Genomic DNA, 21,779 nt, shown 5'->3' with positions numbered 1-21,779 from the left:
GCCGGCGTACCGGCTCAGCCGCGGGCGACCCAGCCGGTCGCACCGGTCTCGGTCTCAGGGGCGTAGTCGGAGTCGCCACCGTTCTCGGTGAGCACGCTGAACCGGAGCGCGCCGTAGTCGCCGTCGTGCAGGCAGCGCGACGGCAGCGCCAGCCGGGCCACCGTCCCGCGCCAGCGCACCTTCAGGTCGGTGCAGGTCGGCTCGGTGGCGTCATCGCCCTCGCGGTCGGTGAAGGCCCCCGGCAGCACCGAGGAGCGCACCGAGCCGTCGCGCTTGCGCTCCGCGATCAGGCGGATCCCGGTGTCCCGGCGGGGGTCGACGCTGACGATCAGGTCGCCGGCCACCTCGCGGGCGAACTCCACCCGCGCGACGATGCGGCGGTCGTTGTTGCGCAGGGTGACGTGGGTGATGTCGAGGCGGTTCTTCGTGGTGTCCCCGGCCTCGTCGACCACCACCTCGCGGGCCGCATGGGCGCTGGGAGCCGTGGCGACGCCGAGCCCGGCGGTCGTGATCGTGGTGAGCAGTACGCCGGCCAGTGCCGTCCCCCGTGTCTTCATGGCCGGACCCTCCCACGGTGGGCGGCCTGGGCGAAGGGTGGCGCGCGGCGCGTCGTACGACGTCTTCGCACGCGGTGTTGACGCTTCCGCAACCGCAGGACGCGTGTGGAGCGTCAATAACCCCGCGTTACAGCCGGGCGGGCGGCGCGCTCACACCTCCGTGAGCACCTCGGCGCCCTCGGGGGTGACGAGCAGGGTGTGCTCGAACTGCGCGCTGCGGCGGCGGTCCTGGGTGACGACGGTCCAGCCGTCGTCCCACATCTCCCACTCGTGGGTGCCGAGGTTGAGCATCGGCTCGATGGTGAAGGTCATGCCGACCTCGATCAGGTCGTCGTAGCCGGACTCGTCGTAGTGCGGGACGATCAGGCCGGAGTGGAACGCGGTGCCGATGCCGTGCCCGGTGAACTCGCGGACCACGCCATAGCCGAAGCGCTTCGCGTAGGACTCGATCACCCGGCCGATCACGTCGATGCGCCGGCCCGGGCGCACCGCGTTGATGCCGCGGCGCAGCGCCTCGCGGGTGCGCTCGACGAGCAGCCGGCTCTCCTCGTCGACGTCCCCGGCGAGGAAGGTGGCGTTGGTGTCGCCGTGCACGCCGTCGAGGAACGCGGTGATGTCGATGTTGACGATGTCGCCGTCCTCGATCACCCGGCTGTCGGGGATGCCATGGCACACGACCTCGTTGACGCTGGCGCACAGCGACTTGGGGAACCCGCGGTAGCCCAGCGTGGAGGGGTAGGCGCCGTGGTCGCAGAGGAACTCGTGGCCGATCCGGTCCAGCTCGTCGGTGGTGACCCCGGGCCGCACGTGGGAGCCGACCAGCTCGCGGGCCTGCGCGGCGAGGCGTCCCGCGCGACGCATCCGCTCGATGGTGTCGGCGTCCTTGACCTCGCCGCCGGTGTACGCCGCGGGGGCGGGCTGGTCGACGTACTCGGGCCGCGGGATGTGGGCGGGCACGGGTCGGCGGGGGGAGACGGTCGCAGGGGCCACAGGAGTCACGGTCGGTGAGTGTAGGTTCTGGCCATGAGCGACGGTGAGTTCTGGTTCTGCCTCAAGCACCGCACGGTCGAGGGACGTGACGGGTGCCGCAACGCCGACCGGCTGGGGCCCTACGCCTCCGCCGCCGAGGCCTCGCAGGCCCTGCAGCGGGTCGAGGAGCGCAACGACTCCTGGGACAACGACCCCGACTGGAACGACGACGCGGGGCCCGACACCGACGAGACCTGAGGCATGGCCCCGCCCGCCTCGCGCGCGGTCTCCCCGTGGCCCTTCGTCGGCATGTCCGGGATGGCGGCCGCCTTCTTCCTCTACGCCGCCAGCGGCCTGGTCGCCCCGTGGTGGGGAGTCGTGCTGCTCCTGGCGGTCTGGCTGGCCCTGTTCGTGACCGCCTGCCGCTGGTGGACCGCGCGCCCGCGCGGAGTCGTGGTGCTGGCGGTGGTCGCGGTCGTGGGCTGGTACGCCCTGGTGCTGGCCGGGGACGTGCTGCTCGACTGGAACGCCTGAGCGAGCCGTCGGCTCAGGCCACGAACAGGCAGAACGGGTGCCCGGACGGGTCGGCCAGCACCACCAGCGGCTCCTCGGGGTCGTCGGTGCGGTCCAGCAGCAGCCGCGCGCCGAGGGACTCCGCCCGGGCGCGGTGGCGTCCGAGGGCGTCGAGGTCGGGGACGGTCAGGTCCAGGTGCAGCTGCATGGGTACGTCGTGGCTCGGCCAGGTCGTCGGCTCCAGGCGCGGCACCTGCTGGAAGGCCAGCCGGCGTACGTCGTGCTCGTCGACCAGCACCAGCCAGTCCGGGTCGGTGGGGGATCCGTCGGTCGGCGGCTCGTCCCCGGCGCGGTAGCGCAGGCCGAGCAGCTCGCGGTAGAACTCCGCCAGCCCGCGTACGTCGGTGGTGTCGAGCACGGTGTGCAGCAGGTGCGGGACGTCCGCCATCGCTCCTCCTCGCTGGTCTCGATCCTCAGCGCCGGCGCGGCGAGACCCGCAGCACCTTGTCGTTGCCGCCGTTGGAGGTGGTGATCAGCAGCGAGCCGCCGGGTGCGACGGTGACCGAGCGCAGCCGGCCGTAGCGACGCAGCTCCTGCGGGGTCCGGGTGCGCACCAGCTTGCCGCTGCGGTCAAAGCGGAGGAAGACGACGCGCTCGCCGGCCAGCGCGGCGACGGCGAGATTGCCGGCGTAGGCGCCCCAGCCGCGGGCCGGGACGAACGCGGCGCCGCTGGTCGCGATCGTCGAGGGTCCCGAGCGCCAACGGGCGGCGCGCTGACGACCGGGCAGGGACTGGTCGGTCATCGGCACCGACTGGTTGTAGCCGGGCACCGGGTTCCACCCGTAGTCCCCGCCCTTGACCAGACGGTTCACCTCGTCGTCGCGGTAGCTGCCGTGCTCGACCGACCACAGGGTGCCGTCGCGGCGCTGGGCGAGACCCTGCACGTTGCGGTGGCCGTAGGTGAACACGTAGCGCTTGGCCTTCTTCTTCGCCCTCACGAACGGGTTGCCGGGCCACGGGGCGCCGGTGCGCAGCAGGCGCAGCGTCTTGCCGCCGTACGACGCGAGGTCGCGGGGGTTGCTCCCGACGGTGCCGTCCCCGGTGCCGACGAGCAGCGAGCCGTCGCGCAGCACCAGCAGCCGGCAGCCGCCGTGACGACCGTCCGCGGTGGCCGGCATCCCGGACAGCAGCGTGCGCACCCGGGTCGCCCGGTGGGCGCCGGGGCCCAGACGCCAGGCGACGACGTCGACCTCGGGGCGCCCGCCCGCGGGCCGGTCGCCCTGGCAGGTGTAGAAGCGGCGGTTGTCGGCGAAGCCGGGGTCGACCTCCAGCGACATCAGGCCGGTCTCACCGGAGCGCCACACCTGGCCGCTGGGGAACCGGACCCGCCGCTTGGCGCCGTCGGAGACGACCCAGAGGCGGGCGGTGTTGCGCTCGGTGACCAGCAGCCGCCCGCGCCCGATCGGCTGGACGTCCCAGGGGATGTCCAGGCCGCCGACGACGGTGCGCACCCGCAGGGCCGGGGCCTTGCGGGCGGCCGGGGCCGGCGCGGGAGCGGTCGCGGCGCTGGTCGCGGCGCGGGGCGTCTCCTCGAGCCCGGGGACCGGGGCGACGCCGGCCGAGGCCGGCGCGAGCAGACCGAGGCCGAGCAGGAGCGCGGACGGGATCGAGACGAGGGCGGGCCGACGCATGGGGAAAGGTATCCCGACGTCCGCGGTCGACACCCGGGTCCGGCACGAGCGCAGACAGCAGCAGCTATCCGCGGCGCGGCTTGATGCGTGCGCTGGGGAACCACGAGGGCAATCAGCGCGTCGAAGGCACCTGGGAGGAGAGTGAGACCATGAGGATCGCCGTCGTAGCCGTCCCGCTGACGCTCGCCTTCGCCGTGTCCGGTTGCTCGGCGGGCGGGTCCCAGACCTCCGGTGACTGCTCCGCCCAGGTGAGGGCTGACGGCATCGTCTACACCTCTCACGGCTACACCGAGCGGAAAGCCAGCAGACACTCTGTTGCCGACCAGGCGGACTGCGACGACGTGGGCGAGGACGCCGCTGGCTCCGTGTTCGGTGAGCACCCACAGCAGGTCACCACGTGGGCGTTTCGTGGGTACCCGCCCGAAGATGTCGTGGGCGTCCGCCTCGACAAGAACTCCTTCGCGGTCTTCGTTGCCGACTCCGTCCCCGATACCGAACGCGAGCGCATCTATCGGGACCTTCGCCGCGATTGAGAACGACCGTTCATCGGCTGCGGGAGACAGCACCACCGCGCCCGCGGCGCTCACGAGGGCACACCCAGTCAGAGCCACCCGTGCCCGTCGGCGGTCAGCACCGCCTCGGCCCGGTTGGTGGCGCCGGTCTTGCCGATCGCCGCGGAGAGGTGGTTGCGGACAGTGCCCTCGGAGAGGAACAGCCGGGCGGCGATCACGGCCACCGAGGCGCCGTCGCGGGCGGCGCGCAGGACGTCGCTCTCGCGCGGCGTGAGCGGGGAGTCCCCGGCCACGAGGGTGTCGGCGGCCAGCACCGGGTCGACGGCGCGCAGGCCGGCGTGCACCCGGCGTACGGCGTCGGCGAGGCGGGCCGCCGGGGTGTCCTTCACGACGAAGCCGGCGGCGCCGGCCTGCAGCGCCCGGCGCAGGTAGCCCGGCCGCCCGAAGGTGGTCACGATCAGCACCCGGGTGTCCGGCGCGGCCCGGCGTACCTCGGCGGTCGCGGCGATCCCGTCGAGCCCCGGCATCTCCACGTCGAGCAGCGCGACGTCGGGGCGGTGCTCGAGCACGGCGGCCAGCACCGCATCGCCGGAGCCGACCTCGGCGACCACCTCGAGGTCGGGCTCCAGGCCGAGCAGCGCGGCGAGGGCGCCGCGCACCAGCGCCTGGTCGTCGGCGAGCAGCAGCCGGATGCTCCCGCTCACGGTCGGGCCACCTGCAGGCAGAACCCCGGCTCCAAGGCGCGGACCCGCACGGTGGCGCCGACGGCGGCCGCCCGCTCGCGCAGGCCGGCGAGGCCGGTGCCGTCGGACACGGTGAGCCCGGCCGGGGACGCGGCCGCAGGCCCGGCCCCGTCGTCGCGCACCTCCACGCAGGTGGGGGAGAGGGCCACCTCGCAGGTGCGGGCCCCGGAGTGCCGGATCACGTTGGTGACGCCCTCGCGCACCGCCCAGGCGAAGAGCTCGCGCAGCTCGCTGGGCACCTCCTCGGCCGAGCCCGGCACCCGGGCCTCGATCTCGGCGGCGGCCAGCGCCGCGCGCGCCCGGGTCAGCTCGCCGGGCAGCGTGAGCTCGCGGTAGCCCTCGACCGCGCGGCGTACGTCGGCGAGCGCGTCGCGGCTGAGGCGCTCGAGGTCGGCGAGCTCGGTGCGGGCCCGGTCGACGTCGAGGTCCAGCAGCCGCTGGGCCAGCTCGGCCTTGACGGTGATGACGGTCAGGGAGTGCCCCAGGATGTCGTGCAGGTCGCGGGCCAGGCGGTTGCGCTCGTGATCGGCCGCGAGCCGGGCGTTCTCCTGCTCCGCCTGCACCAGGGCCTGGTTGCTGCGCAGCACCGCCCGCATCCCGAGGATCGCCAGGGCCGTCGAGACGATCGCGAACATGATGCCTGCCTGGCTGCCCCAGCCCGCGAGCGTCCCGACCGACACGGCACCCACGACCAGCAGGGTGACCAGCGCTGCCGCGGCCCGCAGCGGCAGGACCATCACGGCCACCACGCCGAGGTAGACGGTTGCCGACATGCCCGGCTCGCCCAGGCACACGAGCATGACGACGGCGAGGCCCACGAGGACGACGAGGTACGCCGCCGCCTCCCGTGCCGGGGGGTTCTCGACCAAGCGGTGCGGCTCGGTGCGCACCCGCAGCCACAGGGTCATGTAGGCGGCGGCGAACACGATCGTCGCGAGCAGCCCCACGAGGCCGGCCGCCTCGTCGCGCTGCGACCAGGCCTCGAGCAGCGGGTCGAGCAGGAAGAACAGCCACAGGGCGGCGAAGACCGGACCGAGGTGGTCCAGCAGGGCGGGCCGGCGCGGCTCGGTCAGGGGCACGGGGGCGAGCGTAGTCACGGCGGGCTCAGACCCGGGCGGTGTCCCGGCTCATCCGCCAGGCGGCGCCGGTGACGAGGAGCAGCAGCCAGACCGCGGCGTTGAGCACCGCCGTCCAGGCCAGGTCGTCGGTGAGGGGGTAGCGGCTGATCTCGGCGACCCCGAACATCGGCGTCCACTGGGCCACGGCGTAGACGGTGGTGCCCTCCTCGATCGGGATGAAGACGTTGCCCAGGAAGGAGAGGACCGCCAGGCCGGGGCCGAGGATCTGCATGGCGTTCTCCCCGGGGACCAGGAACCCGACGAGGACGCCGAGCGCGGCGAACACCAGCGTGCACAGCAGGCTGAGCAGCGCGCAGGCGAGCCAGATCCGCAGCGGCATCGCGGGCTTGCCCTGCACGACGCCGACGAGGTTGACCACGACGATCGCGACCGCGCCGAGCACCAGCGCGAGGACGACCTTGGTGGCCACGTGGACCCCGGGGTGCAGCGGGGTCAGCCTGAGCTGGCGCGACCAGCCCAGGGAGCGCTCCATCGCCACCGTGGTGCCGCCGGACGCGGCGGTCAGCGCGGCGCCGTACAGGGCCATCGAGACCATGATGTACGCCGCGACGTTGCCGTTGCCGACGCTCTCCTCCCAGCCCTCGGTGGAGCCGAAGGACAGGAACAGCGCCGCGGGGAGCAGCAGCGCGAACGCCAGGGTGTTGCGGTTGCGCAGCATCCGGCGCAGCTCGATGCGGAGCACGGTGAGGCTGAACCCGCCCAGTCGGGGCACCCGTCGCCCAGAGATGTCCACAGCGATGTCGACGGAGGTGTCGATCGTGCTCATCGGGCCGCCTCCCCGGTCAGGCTGAGGAACGCGTCCTCGAGTCCGTGGGCGGTGATCTCCAGGTCGCGTGCCGCGGTGTGCGTGAGCAGGTGGCGCGCGGTGGTGTCGCTGGCGGTGGTGTGCACGAGCACGCTCTCCCCGCGGACCTCGACGCCGGTGACGCCGGGCAGCGCACCGAGCGTGCGCAGGGCGTCGGGATCGGGCGCGGACAACGTCGCGCGCACCGTCCGGCCGGTGGCGCGCGCCTTGATCTCGGCGGCGCTGCCGTCGGCCACGATCCGCCCCTCGCGGACCAGCACGATGCGGTCGGCGTACTGGTCGGCCTCCTCGAGGTAGTGGGTGGCGAACAGGACGGTGCGCCCGCGGGCGGCGTCGCGGCGGATCGCCGCCCAGAACGTACGCCGGGCCTCGACGTCCATCCCGGTGGTGGGCTCGTCGAGCAGGAGCAGGGCCGGGTCGGGCACCAGCGCCATCGCGAAGCGCAGCCGCTGCTGCTCCCCGCCCGAGCACTTCGCGACCAGGCGGTCCGCGATCGCGGTGATGTCGGCGTCGGCGAGCACTTCCTCGACGGGGCGGGGCCGGGCGAAGAGGCTCGCGACGTAGGCGACGGTCTCGCGCACGGTCAGGTCCTTGAGCAGCCCGCCGGTCTGCATCACCGCGGAGACCAGTCCGCGCGCGATCGCCTCGCGCGGCGTGTGCCCGAGCACCCGGACGGTCCCGGTGGTCGGCTGGGTGAGTCCCAGGAGCATGTCGATGGTGGTGGTCTTGCCGGCGCCGTTGGGCCCGAGGAACGCCACGACCTCACCCTGCTGGAGGGTGAGGTCGATCCCGCGGACCGCCTCGACGGCGCCGAAGGACCTGGTGACGCCCTCGAGGCGGACTGCGGCGGTCCGGGTGAGGGTGCTGGTGGGAGTCATGGCTCCACCCTCGGGCCGCTGCGGCCCGGCGCCCTCGCCCGGACGTCACGACCTGGCCATGACGGATGTCATGGGTGCGTGCGCGGGGTGCGCTTTTCCGCGCAATTGCGCGGAAAAGTACTGCTACCGGTGGGTAGGAGGTGCTTCCCGGCGCAATTGCGGAGTTACGCGCACCCCGCGGCGGCTCAGAAGGTGTGCTCGGGCCCGGGGAACGTCCCGGCCCGGACGTCCTCGGCATATGCGCGAGCGCCGTCGAGCAGGGCGGTGCGCACGTCGGCGTACTGCTTGACGAAGCGCGGCATCTTGCCGGTCCGCAGTCCGAAGGCGTCCTGCCACACCAGCACCTGGCCGTCGCACTGGTTGCCGGCGCCGATGCCGATGGTGGGGATCGACAGCTCGCGGGTCACCTCCGCGGCCACGTCGCCGGGCACCATCTCCATCACCACGGCGAACGCACCGGCCGCCTCGACGGCCCGGGCGTCGGCGAGGATGCGCTGGGCGGTCTCGCCGCGGCCCTGCACGCGGTAGCCGCCGAGGGTGTGCTCGCTCTGCGGGGTGAAGCCGATGTGCGCCATGACCGGGATGCCGCCCTGGGCCATGCGGGTGATGACCGGGGCCATCTCCGCGCCGCCCTCGAGCTTGACGCAGTGCGCGCCGCCCTCCTTCATGAACCGCACCGCGGTGAGGTAGCCCTGCTCCGGGGAGGCCTGGTAGGACCCGAACGGCAGGTCGCCGACGACCAGCGCGCGCCGCGCGGAGCGGGACACCGCGCGGGTCAGCGGGATCAGCTCGTCGACCGTGACCGGCAGCGAGGTCTCGTTGCCGAAGACGTTGTTGGAGGCGCTGTCGCCGACGAGCAGCACCTCGATGCCGGCCTCGTCGAAGACCTGGGCGGTGTACTGGTCGTAGGCGGTGAGCATCGCGAAGCGCTCGCCGCGCTCCTTGAGCTCGCGCAGGTGGTGGGTGCGGATCCGCTTGCGGGGGGTGGCGGCGGTCTCGGTGGCCGCCGCGCCGCTGCCGTACGGCGCGGTCTCTTCGCTCATCGTCGAGCTCCGTTTCCTGTGACGTCTCGAGGCTCCCTCGTGGAGTCCCCGGACGGCCCTCAGGCTAGACCGGTCCCACCGGCGCGATCACCGTGAGGGCCCTCACGCGGGTGCCGCGGCGTCCGCGGCGGCCTCGAGATCGGCCACCACGATCCGGCGCATCTGCAGCATCGCCTCCTGGGCGGCGTACGCGCGCGCCGGGTCCGGGTCGCGCAGCAGCTCATAGAGGCGGCGCGGGGTGACCTGCCAGGAGACGCCGAAGCGGTCCTTGAGCCAGCCGCACATCGACTCTTCCCCGCCGTCGGTGAGCCGCTCCCAGTAGTGGTCGACCTCCGCCTGGTCGGCGCAGTCGATCTGGAAGGAGACCGCCTCGCTGAAGCGGAACTGCGGGCCGCCGTTGATGCCGCGGAACATCACGCCGCCGAGGGTGAAGTCGGCGGCGACCACGCCGCCCTGACCGCCGTCGGGGTCGGAGCGGCGCAGCACGTCGCCGACCGTGGAGTTCGGGAAGACCGCGGTGTAGAAGTCCATCGCCGCCTCCAGGCCGTCGTCGAACCACAGGCACGGACTGATGACGACGGTCGCGGGGGCCGTGGGGGAAGCAGGAGCGGACATCGTTCCTCCAGGAGGGTGGTGGCGCCGGGATGCGCTGGGAGTCAGACTGGATCGACGAGGCGAACTCATCGCCCGACACAGGTGCCGAGTCCCGGGAGCCAGGTGTGTCCTTCGAGGTGTCCGCGCAGGCCTACAACCAGTTCATGGGCCGCTACTCCGAACCGCTCGCCGAGCTGTTCGTCGAGGCCGGCGGGGCCGAGCCCGGACAACGCGCGCTCGACGTCGGCTGCGGCCCCGGGGCCCTGACCGAGCGGCTCGTGCAGCGTCTGGGTCCCGCCCACGTGGCCGCCGTCGACCCGGTGCCCGCCTTCGTCGACGCCACCGCGGAGCGGTGTCCGGGGGCGCTCGTACGCCGCGGCGACGCCAGCCGGCTGCCGTTCGACGACGCGTCGTACGACCTGGTGCTGGCGCAGCTCGTGGTGCAGTTCCTGCCCGACCCGGTCGCCGGGCTGCGGGAGATGGCGCGGGTCGCGGGCCCGGGCGGCACCCTCGCGGCCTGCGTGTGGGACCACGCCGGGGACAGCGGTCCGGTCTCGGCGTTCTGGAGCGCCGTGCGGGCCCTGGAGCCCGACGTGCGCGGCGAGGCCGCGCTGCCGGGCACCGCCAAGGACGACCTGCCCCGCCTGGTCGAGGCCGCGGGGCTGCGGGTGACCGCCGCCGACCGGCTCACCGTCCGGGTGCGCCACGAGTCCTTCGAGGACTGGTGGGAGCCCTACACGCTGGGGGTCGGCCCGGCCGGCGCGCACGTCGCCAGCTGCCGCGGCGACTCCGCCGACCGGTTGCGCGAGGAGTGCCGACGCCGGCTGCCCGAGGGACCTTTCCACGTGCTCGCCTCGGCCTGGTCGATCCTCGCGCAGGCCTGAGTCCCGTCCAGGGTGGTCGCCCGGGGTCGGGCACTGGCCGGGGGTGCGAAACTCACCCGCGTGGACTTCTACTCCGCCTACGCCCACGGCTTCGCGCGCGTCGCCGCCGTCACCCTGCCGGTCCGGGTCGCCGACCCCGCGACCAACCTCGCGCACGTGCTCGAGCAGGCCCGGGCCTGCCACGACGACGGCGTGGCGGTGGCGGTCTTCCCCGAGCTGTGCCTGTCCGGCTACGCCCTCGACGACCTGTTCCTCCAGGACCCGCTGCTCGACGCCGTGCAGGGCGCCCTGGAGGAGCTGGTCAGCGCCTCGGTCGACCTGACCCCGGTGCTGGTCGTCGGCGCCCCGCTGGCCCACGGCAACCGGGTCCTCAACACCGCGGTCGTGGTGCACCGCGGCCGGGTCCTGGGCGTGGCCCCGAAGTCCTACCTGCCGACCTACCGGGAGTTCTACGAGCGCCGCTGGTTCGCGCCCGGCGACGACGTCACCGGCACCGTCGTGCTGGCCGGCGAGGAGGTCCCGATCGGGTCCGACCTGCTCTTCGACGCCGTCGACGTGCCCGGGCTGGTGCTGCACGCCGAGGTCTGCGAGGACATGTGGGTGCCGGTCCCGCCCAGCGCGGAGGCCGCGCTCGCCGGGGCCAGCGTGCTCGCCAACCTCTCCGGCAGCCCGATCACGGTCGGCCGCGCCGAGGACCGCCGGCTGATGGTCCGCTCGGCGTCCTCACGCTGCCTCGCCGCCTACGTGTACGCCGCGGCCGGGCAGGGCGAGTCCAGCACCGACCTGTCGTGGGATGGCCAGACGATGGTCTACGAGCACGGCGAGCTGCTGGGGGAGACCGAGCGGTTCCCCGACGGCGCGCGGCGCACCGTCGTCGACGTCGACCTGGACCGGATCCGCCTGGAGCGGCTGCGCACCGGCACCTTCGACGACAACCGCCGCTCGCTCGCCGGCCGCTCCACGGGCCGGGGTTTCCGCCGCGTCGAGTTCCGGCTCTCGCCGCCGACCGGCGACGTGGGGCTGCGCCGCCGGGTGGACCGTTTCCCGTTCGTGCCCGACGACCCCGCGCGACTCGCCCAGGACTGCTACGAGGCCTACAACATCCAGGTCTCCGGGCTCGAGCAGCGGCTGCGGGCCATCGGCGACCCGAAGATCGTCATCGGGGTGTCCGGCGGCCTGGACTCCACCCACGCGCTGATCGTGGCCGCCAACGCCATGGACCGGCTGGGCCGCCCGCGCAGCGACATCCTGGCCTTCACGCTGCCCGGGTTCGCGACCAGCGACGTGACGCGCACCAACGCCGTACGCCTGATGAAGTCGCTCGGCACCACCTACGAGACGATCGACATCACCCCGGCCGCGCGCCAGATGCTCAATGACATGGGGCACCCGTTCGCCCGCGGCGAGGAGGTCTACGACGTCACCTTCGAGAACGTCCAGGCCGGGCTGCGCACCGACTACCTGTTCCGCCTGGCCAACCAGCGCCGCGGCATCGTGCTCGGCACCGGCGACCTCTCCGAGCTCGCGCTGGGCTGGTGCACCTACGGCGTGGGCGACCAGATGTCGCACTACAACGTCAACGCCGGGGTGCCCAAGACCCTGATCCAGCACCTGATCCGGTGGGTGATCGGCCACGACCAGTTCGACGCCGAGACCGTCGAGGTGCTCCAGGAGATCCTCGACCAGGAGATCTCCCCGGAGCTGGTGCCGAGCCGGGAGGACGAGCGCCCGCAGAGCACCGAGGACACGGTCGGCCCCTACGCGCTGCAGGACTTCACGCTCTTCCACGTGCTGCGCTACGGCATGCGGCCCAGCCGGGTCGCGTTCCTGGCCTGGCACGCCTGGCACGACGCCGACGCGGGGGAGTGGCCGCCCGGTTTCCCCGAGGACAAGCGGGTGGCCTACGACCTGGGGGAGGTACGGCGCTGGCTGGAGGTCTTCGTCCGGCGCTTCTTCGCCTCCCAGTTCAAGCGCTCCGCACTGCCCAACGGGCCCAAGGTCAGCGCCGGCGGCACCATGTCACCGCGCGGGGACTGGCGGATGCCCTCCGACGCGAGCCCGGCCGCGTGGCTGGCCGACCTGGAGTCGGTGCCCCCGTCCTGAGCGCTCGTCGAGCACCGGCCAGGCACCGGCCGGGCCGCGCCGGCTCACAGGTGGGCACCTTCGCCGACTGTCCGTACACGTGGATAGGGTGCGGTCATGGGCAAGCAGGAAGACTTCGTTCTCCGCGCTCTTGAGGAGCGAGACGTCCGGTTCGTCCGGCTGTGGTTCACCGACGTGCTCGGCTTCCTCAAGTCGGTCGCGGTCGCCCCGGCGGAGCTGGAGGGCGCCTTCTCCGAGGGCATCGGCTTCGACGGCTCGGCGATCGAGGGCTTCGCGCGGGTGCACGAGGCCGACATGCTGGCCAAGCCCGACCCCACGACGTTCCAGATCCTGCCGTGGCGCGGTGACTCGCCCAGCACCGCGCGGATGTTCTGCGACATCGAGATGCCCGACGGCTCCCCGTCGTACGCCGACCCGCGTCACGTGCTCAAGCGCACCCTGAGCAAGGCGGCCGACAAGGGCTTCACCTTCTACACCCACCCCGAGATCGAGTTCTACCTCTTCAAGGACACCCCGGTGCCGGGCGCCGAGCCCGAGCCGGTCGACCGCAGCGGCTACTTCGACCACACCGCGCAGTCGATGGGTGCGGACTTCCGCCGCGAGGCGATCCACATGCTCGAGTCGATGGGCATCTCGGTGGAGTTCAGCCACCACGAGGCCGGCCCCGGCCAGCAGGAGATCGACCTGCGCTACGCCGACGCGCTGAGCACCGCCGACAACATCATGACCTTCCGCACCGTCATCCGTGAGGTGGCGCTCAACCAGGGCATCTGGGCCTCGTTCATGCCCAAGCCGTTCACCACCCACCCCGGGTCGGGCATGCACACCCACGTCTCGCTGTTCGAGGGCGACCAGAACGCCTTCTACGAGGCCGGCGCGCAATATCAGCTCTCCCAGACCGGGCGTCAGTTCATCGCCGGTGTGCTGCGCCACGCGAGCGAGATCAGCGTGGTCACCAACCAGTGGGTCAACAGCTACAAGCGGATGATGACCGGCGGCGAGGCCCCCTCCTACATCTGCTGGGGCCACAACAACCGCTCGGCGATGATCCGGGTGCCGATGTACAAGCCCGAGAAGGGCCAGTCCACCCGCGTCGAGCTGCGCACCGTCGACGCCGCCTGCAACCCCTACCTCGCCTTCGCGGTCACCCTGGCCGCCGGCATGAAGGGGATCGAGGGCGGCTACGAGCTGCCCCGCGAGGCCGAGGACGACGTGTGGGCGCTCAGCGGGCGCGAGCGCAAGGCGCTCGGCATCCAGCCGCTGCCGCGCAGCCTGTCCGAGGCGATCAACGTCGCGGAGGACTCCGAGCTGCTGGCCGAGACCCTGGGCGAGCACGTCTTCGACTACTTCCTGCGCAACAAGCGCGCGGAGTGGGACCAGTACCGCGGCCAGGTCTCCGCCTTCGAGCGCGACCAGATGCTGCCGGTGCTCTGAGAGCGCGACGGGTCGAAGCAGGGGGCACGGACTTCACGTGGACAGCGACGGGACGGCCGCGGTGCTCTACTCACCGCGCCGCGCCCGGGCGCTGCACGTCGCCCTGTGGGCGGCGTTCCTCCCGTCGGCGCTGGTGACGCTGGGCGCGCTGGCGGAGGTGCTCGCCGACGGGCGTGAGGTCGAGGACCGGCTCCCGCTCGTGCTCGCCCGGGCGCTGGTCGGGCTGGTGCTCCTCGGGTTGTGCGTGCTCGGGCTGCGCCGGCTCGAGGGCCGCGACCGGGCGACGCGGGTCGCCTGCGTGCTGCTCGGGGTGGCGCTGATCGTGCTCGCGGTGCCGCTGCTGGGCCTGGGGGTGGCGTTCGTGATGCCGCTCGGCGGTCTGGCGCTGCTCGCGCTCGCGCTGCTGCCCGGGACGGTGACCCCGTGATCCGCCCGACCACCGGCAGGATCGCGCTGCTGCGGCTCGGGTTCGTCGACACCGAGGTGGCGCTGGAGCGTCTGCGTGCCCTGGGCGAGGCGGCCGACCCACTGCTCTCGGTGTTCGGCCTGGCCGCCGACCCCGACGAGGCGCTCGCGGGGCTGACCCGCCTGGTCGAGGCGGCGCCGGACGCCGCCACGCTGCTCGACGCCCTCGCCGACGACGAGGGCACCGCGATGCGCATGCTCGCCGTGCTGGGCGCCAGCCCCGCCCTCGGCGACCACCTGGTGCACCACCCCGAACACTGGCACGAGCTCACCGACCCGCTGCTGGGATCGACCCGCCCCCCGGCGTACGCACTGCGCGAGAGCCTGCTGCGCGTCGTCGGCGCCGACCCGCACGCCGACTCCCCGGTGGCCGGCGTGCCCGACGCGGAGGCGGTGGACGCGCTGCGGGTGGAGTACCGCCGGCTGCTGCTGCGCCTGGTCGCCCGCGACCTGGCCCACGGCGTCGGGGTCGACGACGTCGCCGCGGAGCTCTCCGACCTCGCCGCCGGCACCCTCGAGGCCGCGCTCGCCATCGCCCGCCAGCGGGTGGGGGAGCCGGCTGACCTGGTGCGCCTGGCGGTCGTCGCGATGGGCAAGTGCGGCGGCCACGAGCTCAACTACGTCTCCGACGTCGACGTGATCTTCGTCCACGAGCCGGTCGAGGGCGCCCCCGACGCGGCTGCCCTGCGCGCCGCGACCCAGCTGGCGAGCAACCTGATCCGGATCTGCTCCGACCACACCGGCGAGGGCACCATCTGGCCCGTCGACGCCGCGCTGCGCCCCGAGGGCAAGGCCGGGCCGCTGGTGCGCACCCTGGCCAGCCACCGCGGCTACTACGAGCGGTGGGCCAAGACCTGGGAGTTCCAGGCCCTGCTCAAGGCCCGCCCGGTCGCCGGCGACCTCGACCTCGGCGCGGCGTACGTCGAGATGGTCGCGCCGATGGTGTGGAGCGCCGCCGAGCGCGACCACTTCGTCGAGGACACCCAGGCGATGCGGCGCCGGGTCATCGACCACATCCCGGCCAAGGAGGCCGAGCGCCAGATCAAGCTGGGCTCCGGGGGCCTGCGCGACGTGGAATTCGCGGTGCAGCTGCTGCAGCTGGTGCACGGGCGCGCCGACGAGCGGATCCGGGTGCCCACGACCCTGAGCGCGCTCGCCGAGCTCACCCGCGGCGGGTACGTCGGGCGCGAGGACGGCGAGGCGATGCACGAGGCCTACGCCTTCCTGCGCGCCCTGGAGCACCGCATCCAGCTGCGCCGCCTCCAGCGCACCCACGTGCTGCCCGACGACGAGGAGGCGCTGCGCTGCCTGGGTCGCAGCCTGGGCTTCATGAAGAACCCCGCGGCGAGCTTCGCCCGAGTCTTCGAGCACCACCGCCGCGAGGTCCGGCGGCTGCACGAGAAGCTCTTCTACCGCCCGTTGCTCTCGGCGGTGGCGTCCATCCCGGGCCATGAGGTCCGGCTCTCGCCCGAGGCCGCGGAGAAGCGGCTGCGCGCCCTCGGCTACATCGACGCCCGCGCCGCGCTGCGCCACCTCGAGGCGCTCACCAGCGGGGTCTCGCGCCGCGCCAACATCCAGCGCACGCTGCTGCCCGCGATGCTCGACTGGTTCGCCGAGGGCGCCGACCCCGACGCGGGGCTGTTCGGCTTCCGCCGGATCAGCGAGTCGTTGGGCTCGACGCCGTGGTACCTCGCCACGCTGCGCGACGAGGGCCAGGTCGCCCAGCGCCTGGCGCGGCTGCTGGCCACCTCCCGCTACGTCACCGCCCTGCTCGAGCGCGAGCCGGAGGGGGTGCGGATGCTGGCCGGCGACCTGGTGCCCTCGGGCGCCGAGGCGCTGACCGCCGAGATGGTCGCGACCGCGCGCCGTCAGGAGGACCCCGAGGAAGCGGTGCGCCGCATCCGCGCGATCCGGCGCCGCGAGCTGGTGCGCATCGCCTCCGGAGACGTGCTCGGGCTGACCGACGTCGCCGACGTCGGCGACGGGCTGACCCGGCTCACCGACGCCACGCTCGAGTCGACGCTGCGGGTGGTGGAGGCCGCCGTACGACGCCAGCGCGGGCTGGAGGAGGCCCCGACCCGGATGGCGATCGTCGCGATGGGCCGCTACGGCGGCTTCGAGCTGTCCTACGGCAGCGACGCCGACGTGCTGTTCGTGCACGAGCCGGTGCCCGGCGCCGACCCGCAGCAGGCCTCGTCGTACGCCCAGGCGGTGGCCAACGAGCTGCGCCGGCTGCTCGGCGCGCCCGGCTCGGACCCGGCCCTCGAGGTCGACGCCGACCTGCGCCCCGAGGGCCGGCAGGGCGCGCTGGTGCGGACCCTGGACTCCTATGCCGCCTACTACGCGCGCTGGTCGAAGGTGTGGGAGGCCCAGGCGCTGCTGCGCGCCGACGCGGTGGTCGGCGACCCCGACGTACGCCGCCGGTTCACCGAGCTCATCGACCCGCTGCGCTTCCCCGAGGCCGGCATCAGCGCCGACGACGTCTTGGAGGTACGCCGGATCAAGGCACGCGTCGACCGTGAGCGGCTGCCGCGCGGCGCTGACCCGCAGACCCACCTCAAGCTGGGGCCGGGCGGGCTCACCGACATCGAGTGGACCGTGCAGCTGATCCAGATGCGCTTCGCCGGGCAGGTCCCCGGGCTGCGCACCCCGCGCACGCTCTCCGCGCTGTCGGCCGCACTCGAGGCAGGACTGATCGAGGCCGGGGACGCCGAGGTGCTCGAGCACGCCTGGCGGCGGGTGTCGCGCACCCGCAACGCCGCGACCCTGGTGCGCGGCAAGCCCAGCGACCAGCTGCCGCGCGACACCCGCGAGCGGGTCGGGGTGGCCAACATCCTCGGCTACGGGCCGGGGGAGTCGGAGGAGATGGTCAACGACCACCTGCGCTGCACCCGCAAGGCGCGCGCCGTGGTCGACCGGGTGTTCTGGGAGGACTGAGGCGCCCTCGGCCGCCCTCCCTCGGGTGCTTCACCTTTCCTTGAGACAACGTGAGGCAACGCAGGGGGTTTTGCCGGTCCTTGCCTTGAATCGGGGGCGGCAGAGTTCTGGTTATCGAGAGAACGCCAGCCGACACCCGGCTGGCACCAGACCGAGGAGAACCCGATGCGCAAGATCACCCGCCCCGCCCGCCGTGCCACTGCCACGAAGGTCATCGCATCGGTTGCTCTCCTCGCGGGTGCCGCGTCGGTCGCCGGTCTCGGTACCTTCGGTGCCTTCACCGACACCACCACCGCGAACCAGGCGGTCGCCACCGGCACCGTCGAGTTCGTAGACCTCAAGGCCCAGCTCAGCGCCGACGTCGAGGGCATGGTCCCGGGCGACTGGATCGAGCGCCCTGTCACCCTGATCCGGGACAAGGACAGTGAGACCTTCGAGTCGCTGAAGCTCACCACCACCGCGGTCGGCGAGGCGGGGCTGACGGCCGCGGCCACGGGGCTCCAGCTCACGGTTGACGAGTGCTCCGTGCCGTGGACCGAGGACGGCAAGGCCTGGACGTGCACCGGTGGCACGACCACCCCCGTCATCGCGGAGACCGACGTCGTCGGTCAGAACCGCGCGCTGACCGACTCGGTCACCAGGGTGAACGCCGAGGGCGAGGCGTACCTGCGGGTCAAGCTGGCCCTGCCGAACACGGTGGCGGACCAGAACGCGCTCAAGAACAAGAACGCCACCGTCACGTTCACCTTCGACGCGACCCAGCGCGCCGGCGAGGCCCGCTGACGCCTGGCCGCACCAGGCCCCCGGGCGGGCGGGTGCCCCGTCTCCTGCCCGCCCGGGCCAGCTACGACCCGGTCGTCCACCCTCGCGGTGGCCGGCCGGGTCGTTGTCATTTGCCGAGTCGGCCCGAATGGTGCGCCGAGTCGGCCCGAATGGTGCGCCGAGTCGGCGCGAATGGTGCGCCGAGTCGGCGCTTGTGGCGCCGAAGGAGGGGTTCTCGGGATTGCGTGAAGGATCTCCTGGAAACGCTTGCACCTTCCTTGAGGCAAAGGCGTGGATCTTCCGGTCCTTGCCTTGAATCGTGGGCGGCAGAGTTCTGGTTATCGAGAGAACGCCAGCCGATATCCGGCTGGCACCAGACCAAGGAGAACCCGATGCGCAAGATCACCCGCCCCGCCCGCCGTGCCACTGCCACGAAGGTGATCGCATCGGTTGCTCTCCTCGCGGGTGCCGCGTCGGTCGCCGGTATGGGCACCTTCGGTGCCTTCACCGACACCACCACCGCCGACCAGACGGTCGCCACCGGCAAGGTCGAGTTCGTGGACCTCAAGGCCCAGATCAGTGACCCCGTGGCGGGCATGGTCCCCGGTGACTCCATCCAGCGCCCCCTCACCCTGACCCGCCCCGCGGACAGCGTCGACTTCAAGACGGTCACGCTCACCACCACCGCGGCCCAGTCCAACCTGCTCACCAGCGACGCGACCAAGGGTCTGCAGCTCGCCATCGACGCGTGCGCTGTCAAGTGGAACGTCAACGCTGCTACCAAGACCATGACCTGCCCCACGGAGTCTGTCCTGCCCGCGCCGCTGGCCCCGGGAGCGGTGCTCGGCGCGGACCGCACGCTCGCCGGAGTGGCCGAGGCGCTGAACGCGGTGGGCAAGGAGTCCCACCTTCGCGTGACCCTGACGCTCCCGGAGACCGCTGACAACGACTTCAAGAGCCTCAGCACCACCGTGAAGTTCGACCTCACCGCCACCCAGCGTGACGGCAAGGCGATCTGACATCTGGCCGCAGCTCACCACTCAGCCACCGGGCGGGCGGGTGCCCCGTCTCCTGCTCGTCCGGGCCAGCTACGACCCGGTCGTCCACCCTCGCGGTGGCCGGCCGGGTCGTTGCCATTTGCCGAGTCGGCCCGAATGGTGCAGTGAGTCGGCGCCAATGGTGCGCCGAGTCGGCGCTTGTGGCGCCGAAGGAGGGGTTCTCGGGATTGCGTGAAGGATCTCCTGGAAACGCTTGCACCTTCCTTGAGGCAAAGGCGTGGATCTTCCGGTCCTTGCCTTGAATCGTGGGCGGCAGAGTTCTGGTTATCGAGAGAACGCCAGCCGATATCCGGCTGGCACCAGACCAAGGAGAACCCGATGCGCAAGATCACCCGCCCCGCCCGCCGTGCCACTGCCACGAAGGTGATCGCATCGGTTGCTCTCCTCGCGGGTGCCGCGTCGGTCGCCGGTATGGGCACCTTCGGTGCCTTCACCGACACCACCACCGCCGACCAGACGGTCGCCACCGGCAAGGTCGAGTTCGTGGACCTCAAGGCCCAGATCAGTGACCCCGTGGCGGGCATGGTCCCCGGTGACTCCATCCAGCGCCCCCTCACCCTGACCCGCCCCGCGGACAGCGTCGACTTCAAGACGGTCACGCTCACCACCACCGCGGCCCAGTCCAACCTGCTCACCAGCGACGCGACCAAGGGTCTGCAGCTCGCCATCGACGCGTGCGCTGTCAAGTGGAACGTCAACGCTGCTACCAAGACCATGACCTGCCCCACGGAGTCTGTCCTGCCCGCGCCGCTGGCCCCGGGAGCGGTGCTCGGCGCGGACCGCACGCTCGCCGGAGTGGCCGAGGCGCTGAACGCGGTGGGCAAGGAGTCCCACCTTCGCGTGACCCTGACGCTCCCGGAGACCGCTGACAACGACTTCAAGAGCCTCAGCACCACCGTGAAGTTCGACCTCACCGCCACCCAGCGTGACGGCAAGGCGATCTGACATCTGGCCGCAGCTCACCACTCAGCCACCGGGCGGGCGGGTGCCCCGTCTCCTGCTCGTCCGGGCCAGCTACGACCCGGTCGTCCACCCTCGCGGTGGCCGGCCGGGTCGTTGCCATTTGCCGAGTCGGCGCCAATTGCGCGTCCCTCAGGATTCCTGTGCGCAGCTCCGCCACAAGCGCCGACTCGCGCCGCCACAAGAGCCGACTCGGCGAAGGTCGGGGGGCTTGCGAGTTCCTTGAGGTAAAGGCGTGGTTCTCCACGGGTCGACTTGAGGCCGGGACGGCAGAGTTCTGTCTATCGAAGAAGAAACGTCGCCCGGGAGGGCGGCACCCAGAAGTCATCAGGAGGGAGTCGTCATGAGCCGCAGCACCGGGCGCCACGCCGCTCCTCGCCACAGCGACCGTCGTACGCCGGCCCGCCGGCCCGCACGCAAGCCGTCGCGCCACTCGACCTTGACCAAGCTGGTCGCCTCGGTGGCCTTGGTCGCCGGCTCCGCGTCGGTCGCGGGCCTGGGCACCTTCGGCGCCTTCACCGACACCACCACGGCCAGCCAGGCGGTCGCCTCCGGCACCGTCAAGCTCGGCGCCGACGCGGCCAGCATGAACATGCCGGCCGCCGGCCTGGTTCCCGGAGACACGGTGCAGCGTGCGATCACCCTCACCCGCGGTGGGGGCGAGACCTTCGGCTCGGTCAAGCTCAGCACCACCGCCGGTGCCCAGAACAAGCTCGTCACCGACTCGACCAACGGCCTCCAGCTGACCGTCGAGCAGTGCCCCACGGCATGGACGGCGTCGGGCAACACCTGGAACTGTTCGGTCACCCCGACGTCCGTGATCGCGAAGCGTGCCGTCATCGGCACCGGTCTCGACCTCGTCGCCCCCTTGGCGCGCCTCAACTCCGAGCAGCGGTCCTTCCTGCGGATCACCCTGACGCTGCCCACCGAGGCCAACAACGACTTCCAGGGCCTGAACAACACGCTCACCTTCACGTTCGACGCGCTCCAGCGCGCCGGCCAGCCGAAGTGAGCACCGGTCCCACCCACACCGCATCGACCGGACACCGGCCGACCAGACAAGAGGAGCACCCGATGAGCACGACCACCCGACCCGGCCGCCGTCGTACTGCGACCAAGGTCGTTGCCTCGGTCGCCCTCCTCGCGGGGGCCGCCTCCGTGGCCGGTCTCGGCACCTTCGGTGCCTTCACCGACACCACGACGGCCGACCAGTCGGTTGCGACCGGCACCATCGACCTCAACGGGCCGAACCCGACGCTCAGTGAGCCGGTCCGCGGTCTCGTCCCCGGGGACTGGATCGAGCGCCGTGTCACCCTGACCCGTGCTGCGAACAGTGAGGGATTCGGGTCTCTCACGCTGACCACTGGTGTGAGCGAGGTGAAGGGTGCGGTGACCGACCCGACCAACGGGCCCCTGCTCGTCGTCGACGCGTGCAGCACCCCGTGGGTCGACAAGACGGGCACCGCGGAGCTCATCTGCGAGGGAAGCAGGATCGACCTCGTCGCCAGCAGGTCGGCGCTCGGCAGGTTCGACCTTAAGGACGCGCTGCCCGCCCTGAACGACGACGCCGTCGCCACGTCGTACCTCCGGATCACCCTCAAGCTCGCGGAGACCGCCGGCAACGAGTACAAGAACGCCAGCGCCAAGGTGAAGTTCACCTTCGACGCCGTGCAGCGCGGCGGCAAGGCGCTCTGACCACACGGCCACGACCCGGCCGTCCACCTGCGGGTGG

Annotated in this window: 23 protein-coding genes; 13 read left to right on the top strand and 10 right to left on the bottom strand. The window is 72.5% G+C overall.

Annotated elements, in window-relative coordinates:
* Positions 1 to 14: 14 nt before the first annotated feature.
* Together GFH29_RS13035 and map are read right to left on the bottom strand one after the other, a co-directional pair.
* The gene (locus tag GFH29_RS13035; protein ID WP_153324274.1) at positions 15 to 557 is read right to left on the bottom strand and encodes a hypothetical protein; all 543 of its coding nucleotides are present in this window, start codon (positions 555 to 557) and stop codon (positions 15 to 17) included.
* A gap of 150 nt (positions 558 to 707) precedes the next feature.
* Positions 708 to 1,556 (bottom strand): type I methionyl aminopeptidase, encoded by an 849-nt coding sequence (gene map, locus GFH29_RS13030; RefSeq protein WP_153324272.1) that lies wholly within the window; start codon positions 1,554 to 1,556, stop codon positions 708 to 710.
* A gap of 24 nt (positions 1,557 to 1,580) precedes the next feature.
* Between map and GFH29_RS13025 the strand changes: the two genes are divergently transcribed.
* Positions 1,581 to 1,784, top strand: a complete 204-nt coding sequence (locus tag GFH29_RS13025) for a hypothetical protein (RefSeq protein WP_153324270.1) — start codon at positions 1,581 to 1,583, stop codon at positions 1,782 to 1,784.
* Positions 1,785 to 1,787: 3 nt separating this feature from the next.
* Positions 1,788 to 2,060 carry a hypothetical protein gene (locus tag GFH29_RS13020; protein WP_153324268.1) on the top strand — a complete coding sequence of 91 codons (273 nt, stop codon included), beginning with the start codon at positions 1,788 to 1,790 and terminating at the stop codon, positions 2,058 to 2,060.
* 13 nt (positions 2,061 to 2,073) lie between these two features.
* On the opposite strand, the gene GFH29_RS13015 is transcribed toward GFH29_RS13020, so the two are convergent.
* Both GFH29_RS13015 and GFH29_RS13010 read right to left on the bottom strand, forming a co-directional pair.
* Positions 2,074 to 2,487, bottom strand: a complete 414-nt coding sequence (locus tag GFH29_RS13015; protein ID WP_153324266.1) for a VOC family protein — start codon at positions 2,485 to 2,487, stop codon at positions 2,074 to 2,076.
* Between the two features lie 25 nt (positions 2,488 to 2,512).
* Positions 2,513 to 3,730 (bottom strand): PQQ-dependent sugar dehydrogenase, encoded by a 1,218-nt coding sequence (locus GFH29_RS13010; protein WP_153324264.1) that lies wholly within the window; start codon positions 3,728 to 3,730, stop codon positions 2,513 to 2,515.
* Positions 3,731 to 3,879: 149 nt separating this feature from the next.
* On the opposite strand from GFH29_RS13010, the gene GFH29_RS13005 reads away from it, so the two are divergent.
* A complete protein-coding gene (locus GFH29_RS13005; protein WP_153324262.1) occupies positions 3,880 to 4,263 on the top strand; it encodes a DUF6281 family protein in 384 nt (127 codons plus the stop codon).
* A gap of 68 nt (positions 4,264 to 4,331) precedes the next feature.
* Here GFH29_RS13005 and GFH29_RS13000 read toward each other — a convergent pair whose 3' ends face one another.
* From GFH29_RS13000 to GFH29_RS12975, 6 genes are all read right to left on the bottom strand, one after another.
* Positions 4,332 to 4,946: a response regulator transcription factor gene (locus tag GFH29_RS13000; protein ID WP_153324261.1), complete on the bottom strand. Its 615-nt coding sequence runs from the start codon at positions 4,944 to 4,946 to the stop codon at positions 4,332 to 4,334.
* Positions 4,943 to 6,064, bottom strand: coding sequence for a sensor histidine kinase (locus GFH29_RS12995; RefSeq protein WP_153324259.1), 1,122 nt, complete (start codon positions 6,062 to 6,064; stop codon positions 4,943 to 4,945). Before GFH29_RS12995 ends, GFH29_RS13000 begins: the two co-directional genes overlap by 4 nt.
* A 25-nt stretch (positions 6,065 to 6,089) precedes the next feature.
* Positions 6,090 to 6,890, bottom strand: coding sequence for an ABC transporter permease (locus GFH29_RS12990; protein WP_153324258.1), 801 nt, complete (start codon positions 6,888 to 6,890; stop codon positions 6,090 to 6,092).
* Positions 6,887 to 7,807: an ABC transporter ATP-binding protein gene (locus GFH29_RS12985; protein WP_153324256.1), complete on the bottom strand. Its 921-nt coding sequence runs from the start codon at positions 7,805 to 7,807 to the stop codon at positions 6,887 to 6,889. Before GFH29_RS12985 ends, GFH29_RS12990 begins: the two co-directional genes overlap by 4 nt.
* Positions 7,808 to 7,992: 185 nt before the next feature.
* Entirely contained in the window at positions 7,993 to 8,850 is an 858-nt protein-coding gene (gene panB / locus GFH29_RS12980; protein WP_153324255.1) for a 3-methyl-2-oxobutanoate hydroxymethyltransferase, read from the bottom strand.
* A gap of 102 nt (positions 8,851 to 8,952) precedes the next feature.
* Positions 8,953 to 9,465, bottom strand: coding sequence for a VOC family protein (locus GFH29_RS12975; RefSeq protein ID WP_153324253.1), 513 nt, complete (start codon positions 9,463 to 9,465; stop codon positions 8,953 to 8,955).
* Between the two features lie 104 nt (positions 9,466 to 9,569).
* On the opposite strand from GFH29_RS12975, the gene GFH29_RS12970 reads away from it, so the two are divergent.
* The 10 genes from GFH29_RS12970 to GFH29_RS12925 all read left to right on the top strand — a co-directional run bounded on the left by GFH29_RS12970 (position 9,570) and on the right by GFH29_RS12925 (position 21,742).
* On the top strand, positions 9,570 to 10,328 hold the full coding sequence (locus GFH29_RS12970) for a class I SAM-dependent methyltransferase (RefSeq protein WP_153324252.1): 759 nt from the start codon (positions 9,570 to 9,572) through the stop codon (positions 10,326 to 10,328).
* Positions 10,329 to 10,388: 60 nt separating this feature from the next.
* A complete protein-coding gene (locus GFH29_RS12965; protein ID WP_153324250.1) occupies positions 10,389 to 12,431 on the top strand; it encodes an NAD(+) synthase in 2,043 nt (680 codons plus the stop codon).
* Between the two features lie 96 nt (positions 12,432 to 12,527).
* Positions 12,528 to 13,865, top strand: coding sequence for a glutamine synthetase family protein (locus GFH29_RS12960; RefSeq protein ID WP_153324249.1), 1,338 nt, complete (start codon positions 12,528 to 12,530; stop codon positions 13,863 to 13,865).
* A 37-nt stretch (positions 13,866 to 13,902) separates the two neighbouring features.
* Positions 13,903 to 14,292 carry a hypothetical protein gene (locus GFH29_RS12955; protein WP_153324247.1) on the top strand — a complete coding sequence of 130 codons (390 nt, stop codon included), beginning with the start codon at positions 13,903 to 13,905 and terminating at the stop codon, positions 14,290 to 14,292.
* Positions 14,289 to 17,267: a bifunctional [glutamine synthetase] adenylyltransferase/[glutamine synthetase]-adenylyl-L-tyrosine phosphorylase gene (locus tag GFH29_RS12950; protein WP_153324246.1), complete on the top strand. Its 2,979-nt coding sequence runs from the start codon at positions 14,289 to 14,291 to the stop codon at positions 17,265 to 17,267. The genes GFH29_RS12955 and GFH29_RS12950 overlap by 4 nt, the downstream gene beginning before the upstream one ends.
* Positions 17,268 to 17,432: 165 nt before the next feature.
* Complete coding sequence (locus tag GFH29_RS12945; RefSeq protein WP_153324244.1) at positions 17,433 to 18,050, top strand: TasA family protein; 618 nt, start codon at positions 17,433 to 17,435, stop codon at positions 18,048 to 18,050.
* Positions 18,051 to 18,421: 371 nt separating this feature from the next.
* Positions 18,422 to 19,048, top strand: coding sequence for a TasA family protein (locus GFH29_RS12940; protein WP_153324240.1), 627 nt, complete (start codon positions 18,422 to 18,424; stop codon positions 19,046 to 19,048).
* A gap of 357 nt (positions 19,049 to 19,405) precedes the next feature.
* Positions 19,406 to 20,032, top strand: coding sequence for a TasA family protein (locus GFH29_RS12935; RefSeq protein ID WP_153324240.1), 627 nt, complete (start codon positions 19,406 to 19,408; stop codon positions 20,030 to 20,032).
* A gap of 358 nt (positions 20,033 to 20,390) precedes the next feature.
* Positions 20,391 to 21,059, top strand: a complete 669-nt coding sequence (locus GFH29_RS12930) for a TasA family protein (RefSeq protein ID WP_153324238.1) — start codon at positions 20,391 to 20,393, stop codon at positions 21,057 to 21,059.
* A 62-nt stretch (positions 21,060 to 21,121) separates the two neighbouring features.
* On the top strand, positions 21,122 to 21,742 hold the full coding sequence (locus GFH29_RS12925; protein WP_153324236.1) for a TasA family protein: 621 nt from the start codon (positions 21,122 to 21,124) through the stop codon (positions 21,740 to 21,742).
* The last annotated feature ends 37 nt before the right edge of the window (positions 21,743 to 21,779 follow it).

This window comes from Nocardioides sp. dk884 (assembly GCF_009557055.1).
Lineage (GTDB): Bacteria > Actinomycetota > Actinomycetes > Propionibacteriales > Nocardioidaceae > Nocardioides.
The sequence above is the reverse complement of the archived record's forward strand: the minus strand, read 5'-3'. Positions and strand labels throughout refer to the sequence as shown.